Source organism: Rhizobium mesoamericanum STM3625, assembly GCF_000312665.1.
Taxonomy (GTDB): Bacteria; Pseudomonadota; Alphaproteobacteria; order Rhizobiales; family Rhizobiaceae; genus Rhizobium; species Rhizobium mesoamericanum.
This window is the reverse complement of the sequence record NZ_HF536772.1, coordinates 3,021,538-3,044,035: the sequence shown is the minus strand read 5'-3', so window position 1 is coordinate 3,044,035 and position 22,498 is coordinate 3,021,538. Positions and strand designations below refer to the sequence as shown.

The 22,498-nt window shown below is 58.2% G+C and carries 22 protein-coding genes and 2 pseudogenes; 9 read left to right on the top strand and 15 right to left on the bottom strand.

The genetic code is table 11. The features are described 5' to 3' along the window. The gene (locus tag BN77_RS14975) at positions 1-1,590 is read right to left on the bottom strand and encodes a carboxylesterase/lipase family protein (protein WP_007533272.1); all 1,590 of its coding nucleotides are present in this window, start codon (positions 1,588-1,590) and stop codon (positions 1-3) included. Between the two features lie 666 nt (positions 1,591-2,256). Further along, positions 2,257-2,426: pseudogene (locus BN77_RS34815) on the bottom strand (calcium/proton exchanger); the annotation flags it as partial. Positions 2,427-2,557: 131 nt separating this feature from the next. On the opposite strand from BN77_RS34815, the gene BN77_RS34810 reads away from it, so the two are divergent. After that, positions 2,558-3,442 (top strand): hypothetical protein, encoded by an 885-nt coding sequence (locus tag BN77_RS34810; protein ID WP_007533266.1) that lies wholly within the window; start codon positions 2,558-2,560, stop codon positions 3,440-3,442. Between the two features lie 51 nt (positions 3,443-3,493). On the opposite strand, the pseudogene BN77_RS36125 reads toward BN77_RS34810, so the two are convergent. After that, positions 3,494-3,571, bottom strand: a pseudogene (locus BN77_RS36125) (hypothetical protein); the annotation flags it as partial. 415 nt (positions 3,572-3,986) lie between these two features. On the opposite strand from BN77_RS36125, the gene BN77_RS14960 reads away from it, so the two are divergent. Continuing rightward, positions 3,987-4,301: a helix-turn-helix transcriptional regulator gene (locus BN77_RS14960; RefSeq protein ID WP_007533264.1), complete on the top strand. Its 315-nt coding sequence runs from the start codon at positions 3,987-3,989 to the stop codon at positions 4,299-4,301. 55 nt (positions 4,302-4,356) lie between these two features. Here the strand turns inward: BN77_RS14960 and BN77_RS14955 are convergent, their stop codons facing one another. The 3 genes from BN77_RS14955 to BN77_RS14950 form a co-directional block, all read right to left on the bottom strand. Then, positions 4,357-5,127 carry an SDR family NAD(P)-dependent oxidoreductase gene (locus BN77_RS14955; protein WP_007533263.1) on the bottom strand — a complete coding sequence of 257 codons (771 nt, stop codon included), beginning with the start codon at positions 5,125-5,127 and terminating at the stop codon, positions 4,357-4,359. A gap of 193 nt (positions 5,128-5,320) precedes the next feature. Next, positions 5,321-5,728: a GFA family protein gene (locus BN77_RS32155; RefSeq protein ID WP_081593552.1), complete on the bottom strand. Its 408-nt coding sequence runs from the start codon at positions 5,726-5,728 to the stop codon at positions 5,321-5,323. A gap of 197 nt (positions 5,729-5,925) precedes the next feature. Beyond that, positions 5,926-7,332 carry an adenylate/guanylate cyclase domain-containing protein gene (locus tag BN77_RS14950; RefSeq protein WP_007533262.1) on the bottom strand — a complete coding sequence of 469 codons (1,407 nt, stop codon included), beginning with the start codon at positions 7,330-7,332 and terminating at the stop codon, positions 5,926-5,928. A 234-nt stretch (positions 7,333-7,566) separates the two neighbouring features. On the opposite strand from BN77_RS14950, the gene BN77_RS14945 reads away from it, so the two are divergent. Next, positions 7,567-8,142, top strand: a complete 576-nt coding sequence (locus BN77_RS14945) for a hypothetical protein (RefSeq protein WP_007533261.1) — start codon at positions 7,567-7,569, stop codon at positions 8,140-8,142. A 38-nt stretch (positions 8,143-8,180) separates the two neighbouring features. Here the strand turns inward: BN77_RS14945 and BN77_RS14940 are convergent, their stop codons facing one another. Continuing rightward, a complete protein-coding gene (locus BN77_RS14940) occupies positions 8,181-8,501 on the bottom strand; it encodes a low affinity iron permease family protein (protein ID WP_007533260.1) in 321 nt (106 codons plus the stop codon). 197 nt (positions 8,502-8,698) lie between these two features. Here BN77_RS14940 and BN77_RS14935 point away from each other — a divergent pair, with 197 nt between their 5' ends. Both BN77_RS14935 and BN77_RS14930 read left to right on the top strand, forming a co-directional pair. Continuing rightward, positions 8,699-8,890, top strand: a complete 192-nt coding sequence (locus BN77_RS14935; RefSeq protein WP_007533259.1) for a DUF6494 family protein — start codon at positions 8,699-8,701, stop codon at positions 8,888-8,890. Positions 8,891-8,960: 70 nt separating this feature from the next. Beyond that, positions 8,961-9,719 (top strand): PP2C family protein-serine/threonine phosphatase, encoded by a 759-nt coding sequence (locus tag BN77_RS14930; RefSeq protein ID WP_007533258.1) that lies wholly within the window; start codon positions 8,961-8,963, stop codon positions 9,717-9,719. 23 nt (positions 9,720-9,742) lie between these two features. Here BN77_RS14930 and BN77_RS31420 read toward each other — a convergent pair whose 3' ends face one another. Beyond that, positions 9,743-10,456, bottom strand: coding sequence for an eCIS core domain-containing protein (locus BN77_RS31420; protein WP_007533257.1), 714 nt, complete (start codon positions 10,454-10,456; stop codon positions 9,743-9,745). Between the two features lie 205 nt (positions 10,457-10,661). Here BN77_RS31420 and BN77_RS14920 point away from each other — a divergent pair, with 205 nt between their 5' ends. After that, positions 10,662-12,854, top strand: coding sequence for a putative bifunctional diguanylate cyclase/phosphodiesterase (locus tag BN77_RS14920; protein ID WP_007533256.1), 2,193 nt, complete (start codon positions 10,662-10,664; stop codon positions 12,852-12,854). Between the two features lie 122 nt (positions 12,855-12,976). Here BN77_RS14920 and BN77_RS14915 read toward each other — a convergent pair whose 3' ends face one another. The 4 genes from BN77_RS14915 to BN77_RS34140 form a co-directional block, all read right to left on the bottom strand. Beyond that, entirely contained in the window at positions 12,977-14,131 is a 1,155-nt protein-coding gene (locus BN77_RS14915; RefSeq protein ID WP_007533255.1) for a ceramide glucosyltransferase, read from the bottom strand. Between the two features lie 161 nt (positions 14,132-14,292). After that, positions 14,293-14,520 carry a hypothetical protein gene (locus BN77_RS14910; protein ID WP_007533254.1) on the bottom strand — a complete coding sequence of 76 codons (228 nt, stop codon included), beginning with the start codon at positions 14,518-14,520 and terminating at the stop codon, positions 14,293-14,295. A 208-nt stretch (positions 14,521-14,728) separates the two neighbouring features. Then, a complete protein-coding gene (locus tag BN77_RS14905; RefSeq protein ID WP_007533253.1) occupies positions 14,729-15,541 on the bottom strand; it encodes a class I SAM-dependent methyltransferase in 813 nt (270 codons plus the stop codon). An 87-nt stretch (positions 15,542-15,628) separates the two neighbouring features. Further along, a complete protein-coding gene (locus BN77_RS34140; protein ID WP_167540367.1) occupies positions 15,629-15,790 on the bottom strand; it encodes a hypothetical protein in 162 nt (53 codons plus the stop codon). A gap of 72 nt (positions 15,791-15,862) precedes the next feature. Between BN77_RS34140 and BN77_RS14900 the strand changes: the two genes are divergently transcribed. Next, positions 15,863-16,804: a LysR family transcriptional regulator gene (locus BN77_RS14900; RefSeq protein WP_208856438.1), complete on the top strand. Its 942-nt coding sequence runs from the start codon at positions 15,863-15,865 to the stop codon at positions 16,802-16,804. 94 nt (positions 16,805-16,898) lie between these two features. After that, complete coding sequence (locus BN77_RS14895) at positions 16,899-17,054, top strand: entericidin domain-containing protein (protein ID WP_007533249.1); 156 nt, start codon at positions 16,899-16,901, stop codon at positions 17,052-17,054. Positions 17,055-17,060: 6 nt separating this feature from the next. Here BN77_RS14895 and BN77_RS14890 read toward each other — a convergent pair whose 3' ends face one another. Both BN77_RS14890 and BN77_RS14885 read right to left on the bottom strand, forming a co-directional pair. Next, positions 17,061-17,408 carry a hypothetical protein gene (locus BN77_RS14890; RefSeq protein ID WP_007533247.1) on the bottom strand — a complete coding sequence of 116 codons (348 nt, stop codon included), beginning with the start codon at positions 17,406-17,408 and terminating at the stop codon, positions 17,061-17,063. A gap of 148 nt (positions 17,409-17,556) precedes the next feature. Continuing rightward, positions 17,557-18,555, bottom strand: coding sequence for a glycine betaine ABC transporter substrate-binding protein (locus BN77_RS14885; protein ID WP_007533245.1), 999 nt, complete (start codon positions 18,553-18,555; stop codon positions 17,557-17,559). Positions 18,556-19,122: 567 nt separating this feature from the next. On the opposite strand from BN77_RS14885, the gene BN77_RS14880 reads away from it, so the two are divergent. Next, positions 19,123-20,577, top strand: a complete 1,455-nt coding sequence (locus BN77_RS14880) for a cobyric acid synthase (protein ID WP_007533241.1) — start codon at positions 19,123-19,125, stop codon at positions 20,575-20,577. Here BN77_RS14880 and BN77_RS14875 read toward each other — a convergent pair. Further along, positions 20,574-22,364 (bottom strand): chloride channel protein, encoded by a 1,791-nt coding sequence (locus BN77_RS14875; RefSeq protein ID WP_007533239.1) that lies wholly within the window; start codon positions 22,362-22,364, stop codon positions 20,574-20,576. The genes BN77_RS14880 and BN77_RS14875 overlap by 4 nt on opposite strands. Positions 22,365-22,498: the final 134 nt, after the last annotated feature.

Below are 22,498 nucleotides of genomic sequence, written 5' to 3'. Positions count from 1 at the left end.
TCATCGGCCTGTATGATTAGCCAAGGTGTCTTCCTCCCAATGTCTCTGCCAGAGGTCGAGCCTTGGCTTTAACGGATCGGCCCTTGTCGTCGCTCCGTCATCTGCGAATTCCATAATTACATCGACGGTGGGGTCGTAGCGCGGCCATTTGGGCCGTGATCCTCCGTTCGGGTCGAGCGTCGTCGCAAACTCGACCCAGTAGGCGCTGGCCAAGGCGGCAATGGCCCAGTCCGCGGGCCTAACTCCGTCTTTCACGAACGCGTTTGGAATATCCAGCATGTAGGGAGTTTCGGCGCCGTGAGGGACGCCTGTCCATTTCGGATCGCCACGCAGGGCGTCTGCAACGTACGAGAAGCGATACCACCAGGTTGGCTGTCCAGCACGAACCATCTCGCCGGCAAGGTGGCGAGATGGTTCGACGAGCGTCTTATCCGCCAGGACCTGCTGCTTCAATTCTCCGAGGGTTTCCTGACCGGTTGGATCGTAAAGTCTTCGCGCTTCGGCGGCATGGCCGCCCAATTGTTGGAACAGATCGTCTTTCGCCGATGCCGATCCAATGTACATTTCACGGCTGTTCGTTCCGACAATGACTGGCACCGGAGCTTGGCGACCCGCTGCAAACGCGGCTTCCGGCGCTTCGGGCAAGAACCGTCCGTCGACGATCGGCCCGGAGATGCCGACGACTGGACTACCTGTCGACATTCCAGCCCAGACTTCCGCTGCCGACGCACCTTCGGTCAATCGCTTGGCAGGAAGCGCTCTTAGCGCCGCGAGGGCGTCCGGGCCGCTGCCATCGATCCCGAGAGAAGCCGCATAGGCCAGCGCCCTCCTTTCCGCAGTTTCCAGCGAAGACGAAGGCATGTTCTTTGCGCGTGTGGTGGGCAAGACGGGCGACTCCAAAATGGCCCCCCTGAAGAGGCCTAGCGACAATGGCGATGCCATGTGGGCGATCACCGATCCGCCACCTGCCGACTCCCCGACGATTGTCACCTTTTCGGGATCGCCGCCGAAGGCCGAAATGTTTCGCCGGATCCACTTCAAGACTGCAAGCTGGTCCATGTAGCCGTAGTTTCCGACGGGTTGGTCGGATGCTTCGACTAACAACGCTGGATGTGCAAAATAGCCCAGGCGTCCCAGCCGATAGTTGAATGACACGAACACCAATCCTTGTGCGGCCAACTGGTGGCCGGGATATTGGGATGCGTCTGCCTGGGCGAGGGCGTCGCCGTCGAACCAAACCATAACCGGGCGCGGCGTCTTGAAGCGCTTGGCAGGCATCCAGATGTTGAGGGTCAGGCAGTCCTCGGACTGCGGCAGCGGTGCTGCCTGCACGCACGAGGGGCCGAATTCTCGCGCATTCCTTGCGCCTTTCCACTTTCTCGCGGGCCTCGGATTGCGCCATCTCAGATCGCCTACAGGAGGCGCCGCGTAAGGTATGCCTCTGAAGACGACGACCATACCCGACGTCTCTCCGCTCAGCAGGCCGCTATCGATTCCAACGGTGACGTCAGCGGCACCTGATCGCGCGACAAATGCCACCTGGCAAGCAACGGCGGCAGCCAGAAACGAGAAGTTCCGAATGAAGACCATAACCGCCCCCGCGGCTGGAAGTAGTCACCCGTGTCGGAGCATCAAGGGAAACGCTTGCGCGCGTCAAATCGCAAGCAGCTATCACCATCGGCGTTTTAAAACCCTATTCCCACCAGAGTCGGCGGCGTGAAGTCTTTTATCCCGACTTTCGGCCAATCGCATCTCCTGTCGAACTGGAGTTTAGAAACGGTGCGCTGGCAACTCGGATCCGTCCTAAAAGCGTAGCCCGGAAGGGAGATGTAGCGAGTGGCCGACGTGCCGAATATCAGGCAAATCGTCAATGCGATACAAACAGGCTTCATGGATGCCTCCCTTGTGCTGTTAGGGGAGGCATTGTCCCACAGACCCGCGCTCTCGGACATGTATCAATTTGCTCTAATATTTCCCCCTGGCACGCCTTACGAGCGCTTGCTCCACAGGGGCGTGGTGTGTGGCGGCGGAGGACCGATAAGCGGAAGCGATCGAGCGCGCGACTTTGGACGAGACTTCTCGCCTGCGCGAAAAGGTCGACTCAAGTCTATCTCCTGAGCTTCACCCCAGGTTTCGTGATGTCGGGCCCAACATCTAGTGCAGGTTGCGCTCTGGATCGCGCATCTCTAATGTACGCCGTGGGAGCGCCGGTTGTCCGGCGCATCGGGGACGTTCGTGGTCGCGAGATATCCGGCAAGCGGCGGCGGTTCTAGCGGCCACCGCTTCGGTTGCACGGCTCAGGAGCGCAGCGAGCGGCACGATCGCCACGACCGAAATGAGAAACAGCAAAGTGTGCGCATCGGGAGTGACCGCTCCAGAAGAATGGCGACCGGCACGAAAACGATGAGCGCCGAGCGTACAGTCACCTGGACGTGCCCGCGATCTACCTATCGTAGATGCTTTACGTACGTCAAAACTCGATGTACTATCCTGGGTAGGAATTGAGCTTTCGGTAAAGTCAGCCACAGATTGCCCGGTAGAGCAAAGGGGAAACGTGATGGACATACTGAGATCGAAAGGGGTCGGTGCCTTCTGGGCGAAAGGCCAATTGAGCGCTCTTGATCAGGCCTGTCTATCTTCGTTCGTAGCGCAGGGCTATCCGACTACGCTGTTCTCATACCAGCCAATACCGAACACCCCAGCGGGTGTAACGCCAGCCGATGCGGCAACAATCGTACCCGAGCATATGGTCGCCAGAGTAAGATACAATGGAAAGCCCGATTTGTCGCATTTTTCAGACTTGTTCCGGTACGAAATGATCAAGGCGGCAGATCTGGTCTGGATTGATATGGATCTTCTCATGACGAGAAAAAACGAGGTGCCATCGCATCCGGATATACTCGTGAAGGAAGAGCAGGGAGGTCTCAACGGCGCGATATTGTATGTCTCAGACGAGAGAATTCTGGCCGAACTCTCCGAAATGATGAAGACAAAGCTCGATAAGGAGCTGCGATGGGGTGAGACGGGGCCGAGCATGATATTCGAGGCGATCAAGGCCAAAGATGCAGCGCTCAAGCTATATGAGCACAAATATTTCTACCCAATAGACCATCACGACATCTGGAAAATGCTCCTCCCAGACCATTTTGACGAGTGTCAGGAAAAGTGTCGGCACGCCTCAACAATCCATCTGTTTAACAACATACTGACGACGATCGGCTTCTGGAAAGAAGTCGCGCCGCCTGTCGGCTCTTACCTCCATTCCGTACTTAGAGACGTCGACGGGCTTCGCTTTTTCAAGGACGTCTATCCGGAGAAAATCATGTCCGCGTGCGTTGAGAACTTTCGTTTTCGTCAAAACGGGAAGGCATTGGGAATTAAGGCTGTGCTCAAGGAAATCGTTCCAAGTATCGGTCGCACCTACAGACACTACTACAAGTAAAGATACAGGGCTGCTGACGGCATCCGGGTCGATCAAGTCGGGATTGTCGTGCGCCAGCGACTTGTTGTTGCGGATATGGTTCATTGCCTCGAAGACGCTGATCAAACTCTTGATGATCCGCTCTGACATCTGCGAAAGATTGCGTTGCGCGCCGAGGTGCTTGATGTATCGCCCGATGCGGGAGGGAAGAGGGTTATCGACCCCGCACTCGCCGCCTCCGTGCTTTCTGACCAAAGATGCGAAACGCTTCACGCAATAAGTATGGGGCCGATCCGAGGCAGCATGCGCCTTCTTTGGCGTCGTGGTCGCGACGGAAAGACGCCACCAATTCGTCCAGGGTTTCATTCGGTTCGAAAGTCTCGATTGCAGACGTGTCGATGTCTTGGCTCACCCCCTCGTAGCGGCCTACGGCAATAGCTGGGCACGGCGTGATCGGCGACGACCTCCCGATTTCGAACAGATAACTTTTCTGCAAAGACCTCACGCCGCGAAAGGCGCTCGACGCCGCAATTCACTCCGTGTCCACGCTCAGCCCGGAAGCGACATGATACTGCCAATCAGGATCATGCGGTCGAAGGGCGGCCCGCTCTTCGCCTACGTGACTCCTGCGAGAGATGCCGCGAGGGACATCTTCTCGAACTGCCAAGCCTTCGTCATCCTCGTCGATCCAGCGGAGAGGAAGGTGCCACCCCTTGAGGTGCTGCAACAGCTGTTTCCGCTCACCCCGACCGAAGCCCGACTGGCGCACTGGCTCGGGAGGGGAAGAAATCTGCACGATCTCGCCGCGATCTGGGGTTTCTCGTGCGAGACAGGACGAAATCATCTGAAGAACATCTATCCGCCAATGTGGTGGCGGTGACGGGATCGTCGGTAGCCCATCGAACACCGACCCCGCGCTGCAGGGGTGCCTCAGCTCAGGCGACGGACCATCCGCCGTCCACCAGCAGGTTCGCGCCGGTGATTAGGCTCGCAGCCGGCGATGCCAGGAAGACCACGGCACCAACCACATCATCGGTTTCACCGATCCGGCCGAGTGGAATGTGACCGAGGGTCGCGTTGCGATTGTCGGCATCGGATAGAAAAGATGCCGTACCATCAGTGTGAATGAAGGTCGGCGATACGGTATTTACGGTGACGTTGTAGCGTGCCCACTCGGCAGCAAGGCAGCGCGTGAGGTGATTGATTGCCGCCTTGCTCATACAATAGATTGCCTCGCCGCGCAGAACCACGGTACCGGCCTGTGAACTGATGTTGATGATCCGGCCGATATTTTGCTTGATCATGTGACGGCCGACTGCCTGCGTCATCAGAAAGGTGCCCTTGATGTTGACGTCGAGTATCTCGTCAAGGTCCTTCTCCTCGACGAGTTCGGCGAGATTGCCCGGAGCCACGCCCACATTGTTAATGAGCACGTCGATACGACCGAACGTAGCAAGCGCCGCCTCGACCGCTTGTGCGATGTGAGCCTTATTGGGAATGTCCAGTTCAACAGGGAGGACCTTTCGTCCTGCGCCCTCGAGTTCGGCAACAAGGCCCTCCGACGCTGCTATATTACGGACCCCCAAAACAATATCAGAACCTGCTTCGGCGCATGCAAGTGCGCAGGCACGACCGATGCCACGGCTCGCTCCGGTCACCAATGTCACCTTGCCCTCAAGGCTGAAATTAGGCGCATTCTTCTGCATTGTGATGCCTCCAGCGGTGAAGCTCTATTTATGGCAGCCTTGGCGTGAGGATGCCAGCTGTTCTGCGCGTTGAGGGAGCGCCGCGCCGCTCTACCGGCGGACGATCTCGCCGTGGCCACGACGGCACTTGGAGAAGCGACGACAGGTCATCAGCACGAACCTCGTCCAATAAAGCAGTCGCGAGCCAAGCCGCTTAGTTGCCCGGGCAACGCTCGATTCCTACGGACAGATCGATCCAATGCGGACGGTCGCTCCACCAATGAACATGGTCCGGGGCTGGAAATGACGAGGACGCAAATGTGCCGGCCGCAATAACAACAGCGCCCGGAAGATAGGTGCCAGATCTCGAAAATCCCCCGCCACCGCATATTGGGCAGAAGGCCTTCATGATATCAGGGGAGGACTCTCCCTGCGGATACCAGACAGAATACCTCCCGGATGCGAGCCGGACGTCTTCTTCGCGGAACCAAGCGTTGTGCCGAAGCACTCCACCGGATTCACGTTGGCAACGCGTGCACGTGCAGACGTGGTTATGAACAGGTTCTCCAGTCACTTCCAGGCAGAGAGCCCCGCACGGGCATTTTGAATGATAGGTCGGCATCGGTATTCCTATTTTTTGGATCAGTGGTCGATCTGCTCAAAATCGACAAAGGCGATAAAATCGGCAGGCGACCTCGGCAGACGAGCCGGTCCTCGCCCATTTACCATTTTGAATGGATGGACATACCGAGCGCAAAGCCACGCTTTTGGTTGCGTGGTCCGCAATCGCGCCCGTCAGCAACGCTGCCGGAGGGAAGCTCACGACAGGGCGAAGATTTTCACCTCCCTGCCTATGCCTTGAAGTTCCTCCATCCGGGAGACCGAGCTGATGCCACTGTCGCGCAGGATTTCTGAGACGTGGGTGTCCTCGACAACTGCCTCGGTGGTCATGATCACATTGGGATCAGCAAGGCCCTGTACGCGGGAAGCAATATTGACGGTTTGACCGAAGTAGTCCTGCCGGTCGTTCAGGTTGACTGCGAGACATGGTCCCTCATGGATGCCAATCTTCAGGAGCAAATCGTCGCTTCCATGTTCTGTATTTAACCGAAGCATCGCCTCGCGCATCCGAAGCGCCGCTGCCACTGCGCGGTCAGGGCTCGGGAAGGTCGCCATGACGGCATCACCTATGGTCTTGACCACCGCTCCGGCCTCTGTGGCGACAATTTCATGAAGAACCTGGAAATGCGCTCGCACTAGATCAAAAGCTGCAAGGTCTCCGACCCGCTCGTAGAGTGCGGTCGAGCCCCTCAAATCAGTAAAAAGGAAGGTCAGGCTGGTGATCTTGAGGCGCTGGTCGACGTCAAGTGTGTCGGTCCGGTAGATGTCGCGGAAGCTCTGGTTCGACAGGAGACGCTTCGCCGTGAGGAAAGGTCGCCTGCGGCCCAGTAAGTCGTGCAGGTCGTCGCCCGCCACGCAGACGTTCGGTATCACTCTGCGATCGCTGTGGTTCTCCAACGTCAGCCGCAGTGGGCCAGGACGAAGGGTAAGCGTTTCGTGCAGCGCATGCGCCTTACTAATGACCATTGAGAGGTTCTGCCGTTCGTCGGTCGGGTCCCCCTTCACGTCGATGAACTGCGCCGAGTGTGTGACCGCATCGAAGACGATCACAAATTGCGCCGGCAATCGCAGCGAGAGGAAGGCCTTTTCACCTGGAGCCAACTCGATCAATTCCAGTTGGATGCGTGCGAACCTCGCTTCGAAGTCCTGTGGCAAGTCGACTCCGGAACTGAAGAAGATCTGGCGGTAGTATTCAAGCGGAGGCAACCGATCGGGATCGTGGGCAGCAATCCTGCGAACCCGCGGACTGACCGTGAACGTTACCTCGACCATCTCGTCGAGGGTTGGTTCGTAACCTGCCGCGCAGAGCGCGCAATGGTACGTCTCCTGGTCGACTGTTTTGAGGGTTGCGCCGGTATCGAGAACGCCGCCGCAACCAGGACAAAGGACATTCCAGGTCATCTCGAAAGCGCCCAAGCGGGCTGCATGTAGAAGCGCTGCGAGCGTTTTCTCTTCATCGAGACGATGCTCATCTGCGAAGGCAAGCGCATTGATGCGGTTAAGATCACGATCCAGGCCATGCATGACCACGCGCTCGATGCAATCAACCGTTAGCGGGTCGGCCGCCTGCCGCAGGGCGGCGAAAAGCGCGTCTACTTCGCTCATCAGACAAGTCTCCGTGCGCGTTACCGAGGGTGGACAACGCCAATTGCAGAACTATACCATGGAATGTCCCCATCGAAATCTCAATGAGCTTGAGGCCCAAGCTTGATGGCGACGGCATCGTCACGACCAAGCGCCAGGTTCACGGCACCGGACGCCCGTCAGGAACAGTTTTCGTTCGGTCGGGTTTCTATACGGACGGCAGCACTTTGCCGCGTCTTAAAGGAAGCTGAAATTATGAACCCCACCCGCAACGAAAGCTCAAGCAGTCTAGCCAGCGGAAACGCGCTAAGCACATTGAGTGCACTGTTCGATGATCGCGGCGAGGCCGAAAGCGCCATTAAGCGATTGAAGGAGATCGGCCTGCCCGACGACCGCATCCGTTTCATGCCCGGTGACGAAGCTGGTGATGCTCGTCGCCCCGAACCCGGCGGTTGGTTCGCCGGTCTCGAAAACTGGTTATTCCCTGACGAGGATCGCGCCAGCTACGCCGAAGGATTGCGTCGAGGCGGATATCTCGTTTCCGTCCAGGTCGATGACGCAACCTATGAGGCTGCGCATCATATCCTCGATAACGAAGGCAGCATCGATATGGACCAACGTGCCGACCTGTGGCGAAGCGAAGGCTGGGACGGTGGCGGTTCCGACGTAACGCTCTCAGAGGATGCTCTCGTTGCTCCGCCAGGTACCGATCCTAGAACGACAGACTTCGCGGTGAATGCCGCCCGCAATAGCCGCGACCTAGAGAAATCGACACCTCGGGTCCGATTGTACCGCCACCAAATGAAAGAAAAGTCCGACAGATCTGCTTAAGCCAAGGAGGAGCTTAATCGCCGCGCTATCGTCATCCCCTATGCCTGCGGTTTGTGCGCTTCTCGGAAGCCCTCGATTTCTTCCGGCTCCTTCTCATCCAGGCTCGTGATCTCGTTCCTCGCTTGGCGTTGCGCATAAAGCAGTTCGTCAAGTTTGGCATGAATGGCTTGAGTGTCTCGGTGCCCGGCGCGCTGGATCAACAATGTCATCAACCACGTGGCAAGCGTGACAACGCCGTGCCACTCCAGCGTCTCGGGGCTGAAAACGAGCCATCCAATGGCATAGAGGATTGCGACTACGAAAGCCCATGGGCGAGCGGCCCAGGTGCCCAGCTGTGTCAAAGATGATTGCCACTGCATCCTGTTCTCCATCCGTTTCTATAGTCGCAACCCGCATTCACCATCGTAGTTCCACTTTGATGTCCACCCAGGCGACCCAGGCAACACTATCCCGCTCAGCTCCCGTAGGTCCGCCGACAGACACTGCATGTCCCATTACGCTTTCCGGGTCGCTTGCGTTCCTTTACAATCCCTTCGAGGTGCAGAGGAGTTCGGCCATGAGTGAAGACGCTTTCAACATGTCGATCCGTAAATTCCTGAAAGAAGTCGGCGTCACCTCACAGCGCAAGATCGAGGAGAGGGTGCGCAACGGGCAGATCGGCGGCGAAAAACTGAAGGTCCGCATGACGTTGACGGCGGAAAGCATCGGCCTCAAGCACGTGGTTGAGGGTGAAATCGAACTTCCATAGCTTGGCGAAGCAATTCTGTCGGATGCAGTGCGCCAAGCCATGGATCAAGGTTAAAAGGGAAGGTCCGCCGATGACAGTCCAATCGGGTCCGCGGACGATCCAATATGCTGCAGTGACGCACAAGGGCCTCGTGCGGGAACGGAATGAGGATGCCGTTCTCGCCGCGGAAACAATCCTGAAGGGAAATAACGCATCACACTCCGGTGCAGTCTCCAGCACAGGACGGCCAGTGTTCATGATCGCGGATGGCATGGGTGGCCACGCGCGCGGTGAGGTCGCAAGTAGTTGCGCTCTGGAGTGCCTCAAGGGTGATATTGACCGCTCCGAAGACACCGACTGGGGTGCTCGCATTCTTCATGCCCACCATGAGATATTCAATCTGATGGAGGGCCGTCCGGAGCTGACCGGGATGGGCACCACGCTGGTGGGGGTAGAAGTTGGCCGATCGTCGCTCGTTGTCTTCAACGTGGGGGATAGCCGTGCCTATCGTTTTGGGCATGGGAAGCTTATGCAAGCTACAGTCGATGACGTCCCAGAACGTTTCGACCAGGCGCGGCGCAGTCATCAGATCACGCAGGCGCTGGGCGGTCGTCCTACACCGGGCAGGCTCTTTCCCCACGTTCGTGCCCAAGACCCGCTTGGAGATGATGAAAAGCTGCTCCTGTGCAGTGATGGACTTTGGGATATGCTTCCCGACACCATTATTCATCGCATTCTTCAAGAAGAAGTGGACGTGCAAGCCGCAGCTAACGCTTTATTGCAGGCCGCTCTTGAGGCAGGCGGGGAGGATAACGTATCTGTGATTGTCGTGGGCTTCGGGTCTGGATAACGCACGATCCATGTGGCCAGCCTTTATCGCACCGCGGAGCCTTCGCGTGCGACGCATGCGCTCGTCGCGACATTGGCGGTTTGCCGAGATAGCAGCCATGCCGCGAAGCCATCGCCCTTGGAGTAGGCCGGGGCCTCCACGGCCTGCCAGTTCTGTGCGTATCGAACCGCGAAGCCATGAACGCCCCACTCTCGAAATTGATCGACATGTGTCAGTTCGTGAGCCCACAAGGAGACTGTCGCGGCCCCAATAGCGTCGCGAAACACGATCACATCGATCAGCGTGACAGCGTCCGCCAATCCTACTTGTTCCGATAGCGTGGCCAGGTTTAGAGAGCCTGAAGCGCCAACCCGGTATCGAACACGGTTCATCGAGTCTTCGGTCGAATAACCTGTAAGCTGTCTGCGAATATCCGGTGGGATCGGCAATGATCCCTTTTTTGCGACCTTGTGGCTTTGAACTAGAACGCTTTCCAGAACGGGCCCGGTGAGCTTACCGGCCTGAAGTTCATTCAGGGCGCGAGCGATATCGTAGATGGCGCCGGAGATCGCGCGCGAGGGGGCGCGTAATTCGTGTTCTGTCTGCTGCTGTAAGCCGCTCGGACTTCCAGTCATGCCTGTGACGGACTGGTTGTTGCAGGCATAGACGCCCGTATTTGCGGTCAGGATCAGGCCGACGACGACGGTCGAGAAGAAATGCCCGGGAACTGCTGCGATCGTGAACGGACGAACTGGCATGGCTGGCCTCACAGGGAAGCGATCCTACTATATCTTTTCCGATGAATCATCAGGAGCGTCATGCCGATAGCCACCGAACAAAGGCTGCGCGCAGAGAGGCCGACGGACCCAATCGACCGTGTGGGGTTGAACGCCGTTTGACGGAATGTAAGCGCGCCTTAATGTTCCTGTGCTAGGACGGGCCTTCGAAAAAAGGCTTCTCAGTATGAAACATACGCGCTTCCGATCGCTCCTTCTCATCCTCATACTTCCACTCTTTGCTGCACTTGTGATCTATATTGGGCTCTTCTCGGTTCTGGAGCTTGCTACCGAAAGAAGCGATAAAATTGCCGCGGAGCGTCAGAAAAATCTCGCCGAGACGCTTGTCTCGAAAATGCAGGCGGCGGTGGCCCACGATCAGGAGAGCGCCACTGTCTGGGACGATGCTGTTCGAAACGTAAGCGACGGCAATGCCGAATGGATGAAGGCGAACCTTGGCAAATGGATGTTCACCTACTTCCAACACGACCGCGCCTACGTGATCGCTCCGAATGGCCGTGCCATATACGTTTTCGCTGCCGACGAGGCGGATTCGACGAAAGCATACCAACAAGTCAGTGATATCGTGTCACCGCTGGTGAACAGGCTGCGCGCAAGACTTGCCACGGGTGACGATGCTGGAATTTCCGATCAGGTCTTGAGCATTGGGGAAAGTGATCTTCTAAAGGTCAACAATCACCCCGCAATTGTGAGCGTGAAGCCGATCATCTCCGACACCGGAAACATCGAACAGAAGCCTTCCGAGATATATTTGCATGTCGCCGTTCGTTATCTCGACGGTAGCTTCCTGGCGAGGATGTCGAGCGAATACCAGTTTGACGGCCTCAACTTTGCCTGGACCAAGTCGGCTGAGGACAAACGATCCTTCGCGGCAGCGAGAAATGCCGATGGCAGAGAATTCGGGTACTTTTCCTGGCATCCATTTGAACCCGGCGAAGCTGTCGCCAAGTCAGTTCGACCAGCATTGGCCGCTGTTGGATTATCTGTATTCGTGGCACTGGCAGGAATGGGGGCGGTGGTTGCGGCGCGTAACCGGAAGCTTCGGCAGAGTAGGGCTGAGCTTGAACATCTCGCTCGGCACGACACCCTCACAGGACTGGCGAACCGGGCGCGATTTTCTGAACATTTGGCCACAGCGATCTCGGGATCTGCCGCGACCCAGTCCAACGCGGTGCTGTTCATGGATCTTGATCGTTTCAAGCAGGTGAACGATACAATGGGCCATCCAGTTGGCGACCGGCTGCTGGTGCTTGTGGCCGACAGGCTACGTCGCATTTTTCCGGACAGCGTTGTTGGTAGGCTTGGGGGTGATGAGTTTACGGCCGTCATCACTGACGTGACGAGCGACCAGGTCTCGCGGTCATGTGAGCAAGTCATCGAATCCATGCGGCGTCCATTCGAGATCGCCGGAACACCAATCAGTATCGGTGCGAGCATTGGTGTCGTGATCGGCGTCGGACCTGATGTTGATCCATCTGACCTGACACGGAAGGCTGACATCGCACTCTACAATGCAAAGGCGGCAGGCAGGAACCGCTTTGCGATCTTTGGTCCCCACATGGACGAGCTGGTGCAAGAGCGCAGGGCGCTCGAAAGCGATTTGCGGCTGGCGGTTTTAAATCGCAGAGATCTCGAGGTTCATTTCCAGCCGGTCTACGCTGCCCCGAATGGAGCCTTGTATGGCGCCGAGGCGCTCCTTCGATGGAAGCACCCCTTGAGAGGTCTTATCAGCCCGGAAGTGTTCATTCCCATTGCCGAAGAGTGCGGCGTCATCACTCAGCTTGGCGATCTTGTTCTTGAGGAGGCCTGCCTGGCGGCTCAACGGTGGCCGGATCTGGAGATTGCGATCAATGCTTCACCCCTCGAGCTCAACAACGAGGCGTATTCGCTGCGGGTCATTGCGGCTTTGAACAAGCACGGGATCGATCCGGCACGTCTGGAGATCGAAATAACCGAGGGCACGCTTCTCGATAGCGCAGGGGAGTGCCAGCGCAATATTGAAGCCCTTCGCTCGACAGGTGTGCGCGTTGCGTTGGACGATTTTGGCACGGGCTTCTCCTTCTTCGGTCGCCTGCAGTATGTTGCCGTTGACCGTATCAAGATCGACAAGAGCTTCGTCGGCGGGTTCGATAGCCAGGATGCCGACAACCGGGCTATCGTCGAGGCGATGATAAGACTGGCACGCGCAAAGGGGTTGAAGACAACGGCGGAAGGCGTGGAGACCGAAGAGCAACGGGCAATCCTGAAGGAACTCGGCTGCGATCACCTGCAAGGATACCTCATGTCGAAGCCCATGACCAAGGACGCGTTCGACAGGATGGTTGGAACGAATGTGATTGACTTGCAGGCGAAGCGCTGAGTTGCCATACGCGCTCCGGAGTATTTTCAGGGCTGACATAGTGGCTTTGGGCTGAATGCGTCTACCGAGAACGGTTCCGGACTGACGGTGCTTCTCTATATTATCGGAAGCGTCCGCGGTTTCTAAGGGCTGGCGATCGGTCCAGCGACGCCGGCTTCGAGACGAGACTCGTTCGATCCAATCACCATCCTGTTTCCGCGCCAATCGAAGCTCCCGGCCAACCAGCTTCGCATCCAGATGACGGGCAGCAATGCATCACGTGTCATCATTGCGACGAGCGACAAGGGTGAGAGGTGCCAATTCTTACGGACCGCAAGAATAAGCTCAGGGGTATAGGCAACGCACAAGACGGCGAAGGACGTTCCGAAAAGGCTGGCCCCGGACAGGAAGGCAGCGCTGACGCCCAGCAATAGGGGTGCAACCACACCAACAAGGATCTCAGGCGCGAAGAAATGCGGGAATGTCACGCGTCTCAATCGCGCCCAGCGGCATTGTCTCGTCCATACGTCGCGGAAGGTTCGCCTTCCCAACGGTTGCTCGAACGGGCCAGCAACCAGATGGACCTTGAGGCCCATTCGGTTCACCAGCTTGGTGGCCGCGGCGTCTTCTGCGATCTCAGCCCCAAGTGCCTGGATGCCGCCGTGGGAGTCCAGGGTTTTCTTGCGCCACAGCATGCTCTTGCCTTGCGCGAAACCAAATCCAAGAGCCTCTCCCGCATATTGCCACCGGGCCTGATGCGTATTGAGAAACGCACATTCCACCTCCGCCCAAAAACCGTCGGGACGAGAGCCAAGCGGCGTCGAGCAGACAAGTCCGCTTTCCGGCCGCCATGCGGCGATCAGGCGTGAGAGATAGTCTTTGGGCATCAAAACGTTGGAATCGGCAAGCACTACCCATTCGTGCAAAGCAGCGTTCCAGCCCTTGACGCAATTGTTGAGTTTCGGATTTGCGCTGACGCGGTCATCCCCGACAAGGATCCTCGCCTTTGCCAGCGGCTTCGTTCGAAGGGCCCCCTCGGCCCGGTCGATGACCGGGTCAGTTTTGTCGGCAACGCAGAAGATGACTTCGTAGTCGGACCAGTCCAGGCTGAGCGCGCTCTCGAGCGTCTCCCGCGAGAACTGTTCCACGCCGCAAAGAGGTATCACGATCGAGACAGGCGGACGCACAGCGAGGCTTGGGGTCTTGTCTCGGCGAGACCGAATTCGCCATCCCGCGATCACAAGGCTGAGGGAATTGGCTGCCAGCAGGGCACCGGCGAGGGCAATGATATACAGCATCAGTCATTCCAGCGGTGAACAGCGCCGCAATGAAAAACGAGTCTCAGCGCCCGGTGGGTTAAAACATCACCGTCACATGACGCCCTGATGACATGTGCCCCAGCGAAAGCTCAGTTCTTAGACAATAGAGGCCCATAACGACAGCGCACGGCGTGCACCGCTCAGTGCTTCCTTCTTAGAGCCCTCTTAATCTTGACGACTTCGCCTTTCATGAGGATCAGAAAGTGCTTCCTGTCCAATCGATTGGCGACCTCGCCATCCACCGTCATGTAGTCGGTTCTGGGGATGGAGATGGCTTCGTCGGCAATCCTGATTTGTTCAATAACGGTGCAGGGATTTCCAGCGTCACCCATGCATTTGAACCGCCGCGTCTCCTGGTACTGTGACATCGCTACCCTCCTGGCTGACGGCAAGCATCATCGTTTCCGAAGCGACGATTTCAAGTTAAATTTTAGATTATTCTGAATTAACCGAAGGGTGAATATCGCGTCGGAGGCCGGTGCCGGAAAACCCGATGCCCATTCTATCGGGGCGGTGTCGACAACGGCCGTTTACCTCGGCACCCCCGAAGGAGGTTGCCGCGGTCCTATGAGCTTCTTAGGCCTGCCGCGGAGCCTCGGCGGTGAACACCAGCGCCGACATCTGCCCTTCGATCGGACCTTTGCCAAATGTCTGCTCGAGGGCCGCGGTTACGCGGGCTAAGACATCGAACTTCGGTTCGCGAGCTTCGATTTCCATACGCAGCGGACTGCCCTTGCAGAACGCAGTTGCCACGTCCCTTGCCGAGGGCGCACGGGAGATCTTTTCGACTTTGGCAAAGGTCACCGACTGAAACCCGGCTCGCTCGAGTTCCGATCGGATCGCTTCGGCATCGAAGTAACCGTGCGGCGTCCGTCGAAAGAAGGGGAGCGGATCGTCCGGAAACAGTGCATCCGTGGCAGCCACCACGGCCTTTGCGAAGGCGTTGTTCTCGACAGTGTCCCAGGTGTTGAAGAGGAACGTTCCCTTCGGCTTCAGCACGCGAAGAATTTCCCGGTATGCGCGCTCCTTGTCGGGGAAGAACATGACGCCGAACTGGCTTGTGACAGCATCAAAGATCTGCTCGGGGAAGGGCAGGGCCGACGCGTCAGCCTGACGCCATACGACATGCCCGCCGAGATGTTTCACTGCGGCGACATCCAGCATTGCTTGGTTCAAATCAGTGGCAATGATTTCGGCGTGGGGAAGCGCTGACGATATTGCACGCGTCAGAGCCCCCGACCCGGCTGCCACTTCCAAAATGCGGTGCGGATGTAACGATGCCAGACGCCGCGCCAGATCGGCCGCGTAACTATCAAACAGGATCGGCACCAGGTACCGATCATATGCTGCGGGGATATCACCTTGGAAACAAGCGTCATTCATCGCCATGGTCGTTACGCTCCGTCGTCGCGCGCCGCGGAACGTATATTAGAGCCTTTCATCGTGTCTTTGAAGACGCTGCAGAGGGTCTGCATCTTACCTCGGATCGGTCATACCCAAAGCTTGCAGGTCGAGATCATCGGCGAGATGTCTGGGCAGTCGCGCCAACTGATCGCGCGTGCGATTTTGCGTCTGGCGGAAGATCTGGCGCGACCTGAATGCGTAGAAGATGTCAAAGATAGCGTTGAGGGTATTCATCGCGGTCTCCTTCCATTCAGTCTAACTCCTACAGTGGAAGGGTATTGCCGGGTTGACTTTCAATCAAACAAAATGATATGGAATTCAAATTCAGAAAAATTGAAAGATGCGACGATGAGTATTCCCTTTCGCCGTCCCATTCCCCTGCTTGACAACGACGTGCTGCGCACCTTCGTTGCCATCGCAGAGACCGGCAATTTTTCCACCGCCGCGGAAGCCGTCTACCGGACTCCGTCCGCCGTTTCCATGCAGATCAAGAAGCTGGAGGAGCAGCTCGGCGCCACGCTCTTCCTGCGGGACGCGCGGTCGGTTAGCCTGACCCAGCATGGCGAAACGCTGCTTTCCTATGCACGCAACATTCTTGCTCTGTCCAACGAGGCGGTGTCGCGGTTCATCATGCCCGAGCTCAGCGGGGTGGTGCGGCTCGGCGCGCCAGAGGATATCGGCGAACGACTGCTGCCAAGCATCCTGAAGAGCTTCGCCGAGAGTTTTCCGAGCATCATGGTCGACGTTACCATCGACATGAGCATTGGTCTTAAGAAACGTATGGAAGAGCAACGTCTGGACTTGGCGCTGATCAACTGCGCGACGCGCCCGCTGCCGACTGACGGCGAGATCGTGTTTCGGGAGCGACTGGTATGGGCCGGCGCCAAGTGCGGTACGGCGCATCGCCGTGATCCGCTGCCGATCTCGATCTGGGAGGATGGCTGCATCTGGCGTTCCGAGGCTCTGTCTCAGCTTGAGCGTATGAAGCGCGGTTATCGTGTCGCTTTTCTCAGCGGCCACACGATGGCGCAACGAGCGGCCGTGATTTCCGACCTGGCAATTGCGCCGCTGCCGCGCTCTTATGTAACCGACGAGATGGCGGTCCTTGGTCTGCAGGAAGGATTGCCCGAGCTCGGTTCCTTCGACATCAGGCTGCTCACCGCATCACAGATGAACAGCCCGATGCGAGCTGTGGCCGAAAGCATCCGCTTTGCGTTTGCCGAAAAAGCGAAGGCCGTTGCCGCTTGACAACGAAGCGGGGACCTCTTTTCTTCCCCCGGGGTTTAACGCGCGTGGCGAGAGTCGCCCGCGCCCGGACGATTGAGAAAAGAAGGATTTCAGAATGATGACAATGGCCAAGATCGGCTCCGCCCTCGCGATTCTGCTCGTGCTTTCTTCGTGTGGTAATACGATCCGCGGCATCGGCCGCGACACGGCGAACGTCGTCAATGCGACTCAGGATGCAGGCCGTTCGGTCGGTCACGCTGCCACGAGGTAAATGCAATCAGACCGCTGCCGGCGGGTAGGCCTTTTCGAGCCCGCCGGAACGCGAAAGCCCGCTGCGGAATGCCGCAAAGGCGGGATGTTGGCTGGATTTAGCCGCTTCCATGAGACGTATCTGCAGGCGGGCGGGCGCTGCCTCGCCAATCCATTTCCCAAGATTCTCGAGTTTCAGCGTGTTCAGAAACGACGCGCTCGCGGCTCCGTCGAGGTGACGGTGAAGGCCATCGATGAGGTTCTCGTCCTGCGCAGCATTTTCCATCAGCAGGACGACGTAGGCCTTCTCCTGTTCGCCGAGGATCGCAAGCTTTGAAGCGATCGTATCTCTGTCGGGAAACGGAGCGGATGTCATCTTTGTTCTCCTCATCTTGGGTGCGACCAGGCATGATTCGGGGCGCGCAAGCAGTTGCCGCTTATAACCACGCCGCCAAAGGGAAGATACTCTCGTCGGCCGATCATTCTCATGCTCGGACCCACCGCGTGTGGCTATTTTGCTTTCCCTAGAGCCCGGCCTTCACCTTCTCGGCGACGTCGGCGGGAACCCATTTGGTCCACAGGGCGGCATAGTTCTGGAGGAAGTAGATCGTGGCTTCCTCGTTGCTCTTGTGGTTTTCATCCTGCCAGGCCAGTACTTCGTTGATCGTCGTATTGTCCCAGGAGCGGAGCTTCAGATAATGCATCGCCGGCCCGGCCCTATCGGCGAAGGCCTTGGTCACGATCGTGTAGGCCCTGGAGACGGGATATGAATTCACCTGCGGCCGAGCGCAGCCGGGAACCGATGTGCAACTGTCCCATTCTGCCTTGTCATGGCCAACGCCGAAACTCAGCCGCGTCATGTCATATTTGCCGAGGATGGCTGTTGGCGCCCAGTAGTAGCCTAGCCAGCCAACCTTTTTCTGGAATGCGGCTGCGATGGAATCATCAAGGTCCTGCGGACTGCTGGTTTCGATAAGCTGAAAGCCCTTCTTGTCGGCTCCGAGCGCGCGGAACAGATTTGACGTCGAAATCTGACAACTCCACCCGACGGGACAACTAAAGACCGCGCCCTGTGATGGATTTCCAGGTACCGGGAAGATCTCGGGATGCTTGAGGGCGTCCTCAACGCTGCGGATATCGGGGTTAGCATCCGCGATGAACTTCGGTATCCACCAGCCCTCGACAGCGCCCTCCGAGAGGATTTCGGCCGCCTGGATCAGCCTGCCTTCCCTGACCGCGCTATCGAGTTCGGTGCGCACTGCATTGATCCAGAACTCGGAAGCGATATCCGGCTCGCCTTCTTTGTTCATTGACAGGAAAGTCGGCATCGTATCTCCCGGGACAATCTTGACCGAGCAGCCGTAACCCTTCTCTAGAATGAACTTGTCGAAGTTGGCTGCAATGCCGGCCGACGCCCACTTCATTTCAGCGATGGTGACGTTGCCGCATTCGGCAGCCTGCGAAGACGCGGCAACTGCACAAACTGCGGCCGCAAGCAGGATTGACGTGCAGAGAGATCTCATCTTGCGTTCCCATTCTTTGCGGCCGCGGCCACAACCTCGACGCCCGCTTCTTGCGGAGATCCTTGTGTTGCTTGTCCTGGCTGTCGCTGTAGTGCTCATCCTGGCACCTTGAATGCGCAGCCTACGCGTTCGGTTGTGGAAATCAATTGTCTTCTACGCTTGAGGTGCCAAGTCTAAGGGACTGATTTCAAATCGTTAATATCAGTCCTACCAAAAGTGGCTATCGCGCGTGGGGCGAGATTACGCTGGCAGATCTGCCAATGATGCCCGGGCATCAAGAAATGTAAGAAAACCCCAAAATTCATCTTTGCTTAAGGGCTTGCTAACCCTCCGGTAACAATGTGGCGCTATCTGTTGTTGCGTAGCGGGGGACACCGCTGCTTCTCCGGATCAGGTAGTGCGTCCCGGAGAACGTGAGCTTCGCCGTGTATGGGCGAATGCGCCAGCGTATTCGGCAGGCCGCGCAACCCTAAACGGTTGGCGCGGCCTTCGCAGTTTCGGCGCCTGCGATTGACCACGGGGGAGAGCCCGTTGTAGGCCGTTTCGATTTCTCCGGAGTTCGCGACAATGACCAAGGCCATCATGCTGCAGGGTACCGGCTCCGATGTCGGCAAGACCGTTCTTGTAGCCGGGCTTTGCCGGCTGGCCGCCAACCGCGGACTTTCGGTTCGTCCTTTCAAGTCTCAGAACATGTCGAACAATGCTGCCGTGGCTGATGACGGCGGCGAGATCGGCCGGGCGCAATGGCTGCAATCGCTCGCTGCGCGCGTGCCGTCCTCGGTGCACATGAACCCTGTACTGCTCAAGCCGCAATCCGAATTCGGCAGCCAGATCATCGTGCAGGGCAAGGTCTGGGGGCAGGCCAAGGGGCGGGATTATCAGAAGCTCAAGCCGGTACTCCTTGACCACGTAATGCAAAGCTTCGCTGAGATTTCGGCGGAAGCGGATCTTGTGATCGTCGAAGGTGCCGGCTCGCCCGCCGAAATCAATCTCAGGGCCGGCGATATCGCCAATATGGGATTTGCCACGCGCGCCGGCATACCTGTGGTTTTGGTCGGTGATATCGATCGTGGCGGCGTCATAGCCTCGCTGGTCGGCACCCATACGATCCTCCCCGCCGAAGATCGGGCGATGATATCCGGCTACATCATCAACAAGTTTCGCGGCGACGTTTCGCTGTTCGACACGGGGATCGACGCGGTGCGACGCTTCACCGGCTGGCCCTGCTTTGGCGTCGTGCCATGGCTCAAGCAAGCGTCGCGATTGCCGGCCGAGGACTCGGTGGTATTGGAGAGGCTGGCGCGCGGTGGCCACGGTGTACTCAAGATTGCCGTGCCGGTCTTTTCACGGATCGCAAATTTCGACGACCTCGATCCGCTAAGGGCCGAGCCTGATGTCGACGTGGTTTTCGTGCCTGCGGGCGAGCGGCTGCCCGCGGATGCGCAGCTGGTCGTGCTGCCGGGCTCGAAATCAACAGTATCTGACCTTATGGATATGCGCGCGCAGGGCTGGGATGGCGACCTCCTGGCCCATGTGAGGAGGGGTGGGCGGGTTCTCGGGATTTGCGGCGGCTATCAGATGCTCGGGCGCAAGGTCCATGATCCCCTGGGCATCGAGGGGCATGCGACGGAGGTGGCGGGTCTCGGGTTGCTTGATGTCGAGACGCAGATGGCGCCCGAAAAGACCGTCCGTAACAGTGTTGCGACAGCGGTGGCGGACGGCTCCCCGCTTTGCGGCTATCAGATCCACCTCGGCATCACGGAAGGGGAAGATTGCGGCCGGCCATTCGCAATCGTTGATGGAAAGCCGGATGGTGCGATGTCGGCTGACGGTCGGATTGCCGGCACCTATCTGCATGGGATGTTCGCCAGTGATATCTATCGTTCCCGTTTGCTACAGAGCTTTGGTCTTTCGGGCGAGACGAGCGACTATCGTGCCGGCGTTGAGAAGGCCCTGGACGACGTCGCAGCCGAGCTGCAGGCGTGTCTTGACCGACGCTGGCTTGACGAGCTCTTCGGCTAGATTTCGCCAGATATTTCACGCCGGCGGCGATCGAGTTCTTCGCTGTAGCGGCGGAGCGTATAGGCCTCGCTCAGCTGCCCGACAACCTTGCGCTCAATCAGATTGTTGACGACGGCGAGGGCTTCGCTTTCGGTCTTGTCGAAGATGGCCGCTGCCTGCTTGGCGTTCATCTTCGGTTGCAGGAAATCGTTCTTGTAGCGGATGAATTCGCTGAGATCCTTGCCAGTGTCGTCGGTGTCGGTCAGGTTTGCATAAATGTCCGGGACGAGAACGAGCCCGCCATATTTGCCCGTATCATCGACGAGGACCACGCGCTGCGCCGAACCGAGGGGGAAGCGCTCCTTGAATTCGTCGATGGTGAGGGCGGCGTTGGCCGTCTTCACGTCTGCGCGCATCAGCCGGTCAACCGTGAGGTTCCGGATCCAGCCGACATCGTGAGCGCTGCGAATGCTCTCGCCGCGCAGGTGGAAGCGCCATGTTGCGAAGGAGTAGCCGAAAGTGCTGCGCACGACGAGCGAAGAGGTAATCACCGCCGCAAGCACCAGTGCCGTGATCGGAAAGTCGCCGGTAATTTCCAGCGCAAGGAATGTCATCGTCAGCGGACCGCCGATAACAGCGACCGCAAGCGAGCTCATGCCGACGACCGCGTAGATGACGGGCGTCAGCGTTGCATGAGCGAAGTAGGGTGCGGAATAGGCGAAGAATTTCCCGACCAACGCTCCCATGAACAGGGACGCAAAGAATAGACCGCCTCTGAAACCCGAGCCGATCGAAATCGCGGAGGCGAAGGCCTTCAGGAGGAACAGACCTACAAGCACTGGAATTGCGACGTCGCGTCCAAGATTGAGGTGGAGCGCGCCATGACCTGCCGACAGCACCTGCGGCGTGATCAGCGCGAGCAGACCGACGACAATGCCACCAAGGGCAGGTCGCAGCGGCGTTGCGATGGAACTCCTGCGAGCCAATTCCTCGATCCAGGCGACGCCCTGCATGATCATGATCCCGATGCCCGCGCAAAACGCGCCGAGGAGGAGGGCCGGCACATAGTCGGCCGGCAGGACTTTACCGAAGGCGCCAACGTCGATCAGGAAATCGCTGCCGGCGAGCAGATGCGCAATCTGGGTCGAGACCAGCGCGGAAACGACGACCGGGGTCAGCGAAACGATGGTGTAGGAGCCAACAATGAGTTCGAATGCGTAGAAGGCGCCTGTCAGAGGCGCGTTGAAAGCGGCTGCAATGGCTCCGGCTGCGCCGCATCCGACGAGAACGCGCAGGTCCGAGCGGCGAAGTTGCAGCTTGAGGCCGAGCTTGGAGGCCAGCCCTGCCGCCAACTGCGTATAGCCGGCTTCCAGCCCGACCGAGGCACCGAAGCCGTTAGAAATGAGATTCTGGACTGCAACCAGAATACTATCGGTAAGAGATAGCCGCCCGCCATGCAGCGCGTTTGCCTCGATCGGGTCCACCATTGGCTTCTTGCGGGTCTTGGCAAGCACAAACAGCAACAGCCCGAGCAGCAAGCCGCCGCAAACGGGTGCGGTCAGCAACAGGAGCTTGTTATCGATCTGCGAGGAACTCAGCCTCTCGACGTCGCTGATTCCGAAGATAAGGCTGTGCATTTCACGGGAAACGAGGCTCATGCCTGTCACGGCCAAGCCGGAGATTACCCCGACGATCGCGCCGGCGATGACCATCCCCATCTCACTGCGCCGCAGCAACGCGCGCACCCGCCCGATATCGAGAAGGGTATGAAGCGGACCGAGACGGCGAATATTGATTTTCAGGAGCATGACAGGAAAATAGGCACGTCTAGGCCGGATCAAGTGCGGTCGGAAAGGGCAAGCCAATGGCCCGACCCACTTGCGACGCAAATGCGGCAAAAGCCCGGCGCCGACAACAATTATTGTGACGTAAATCTCTGATA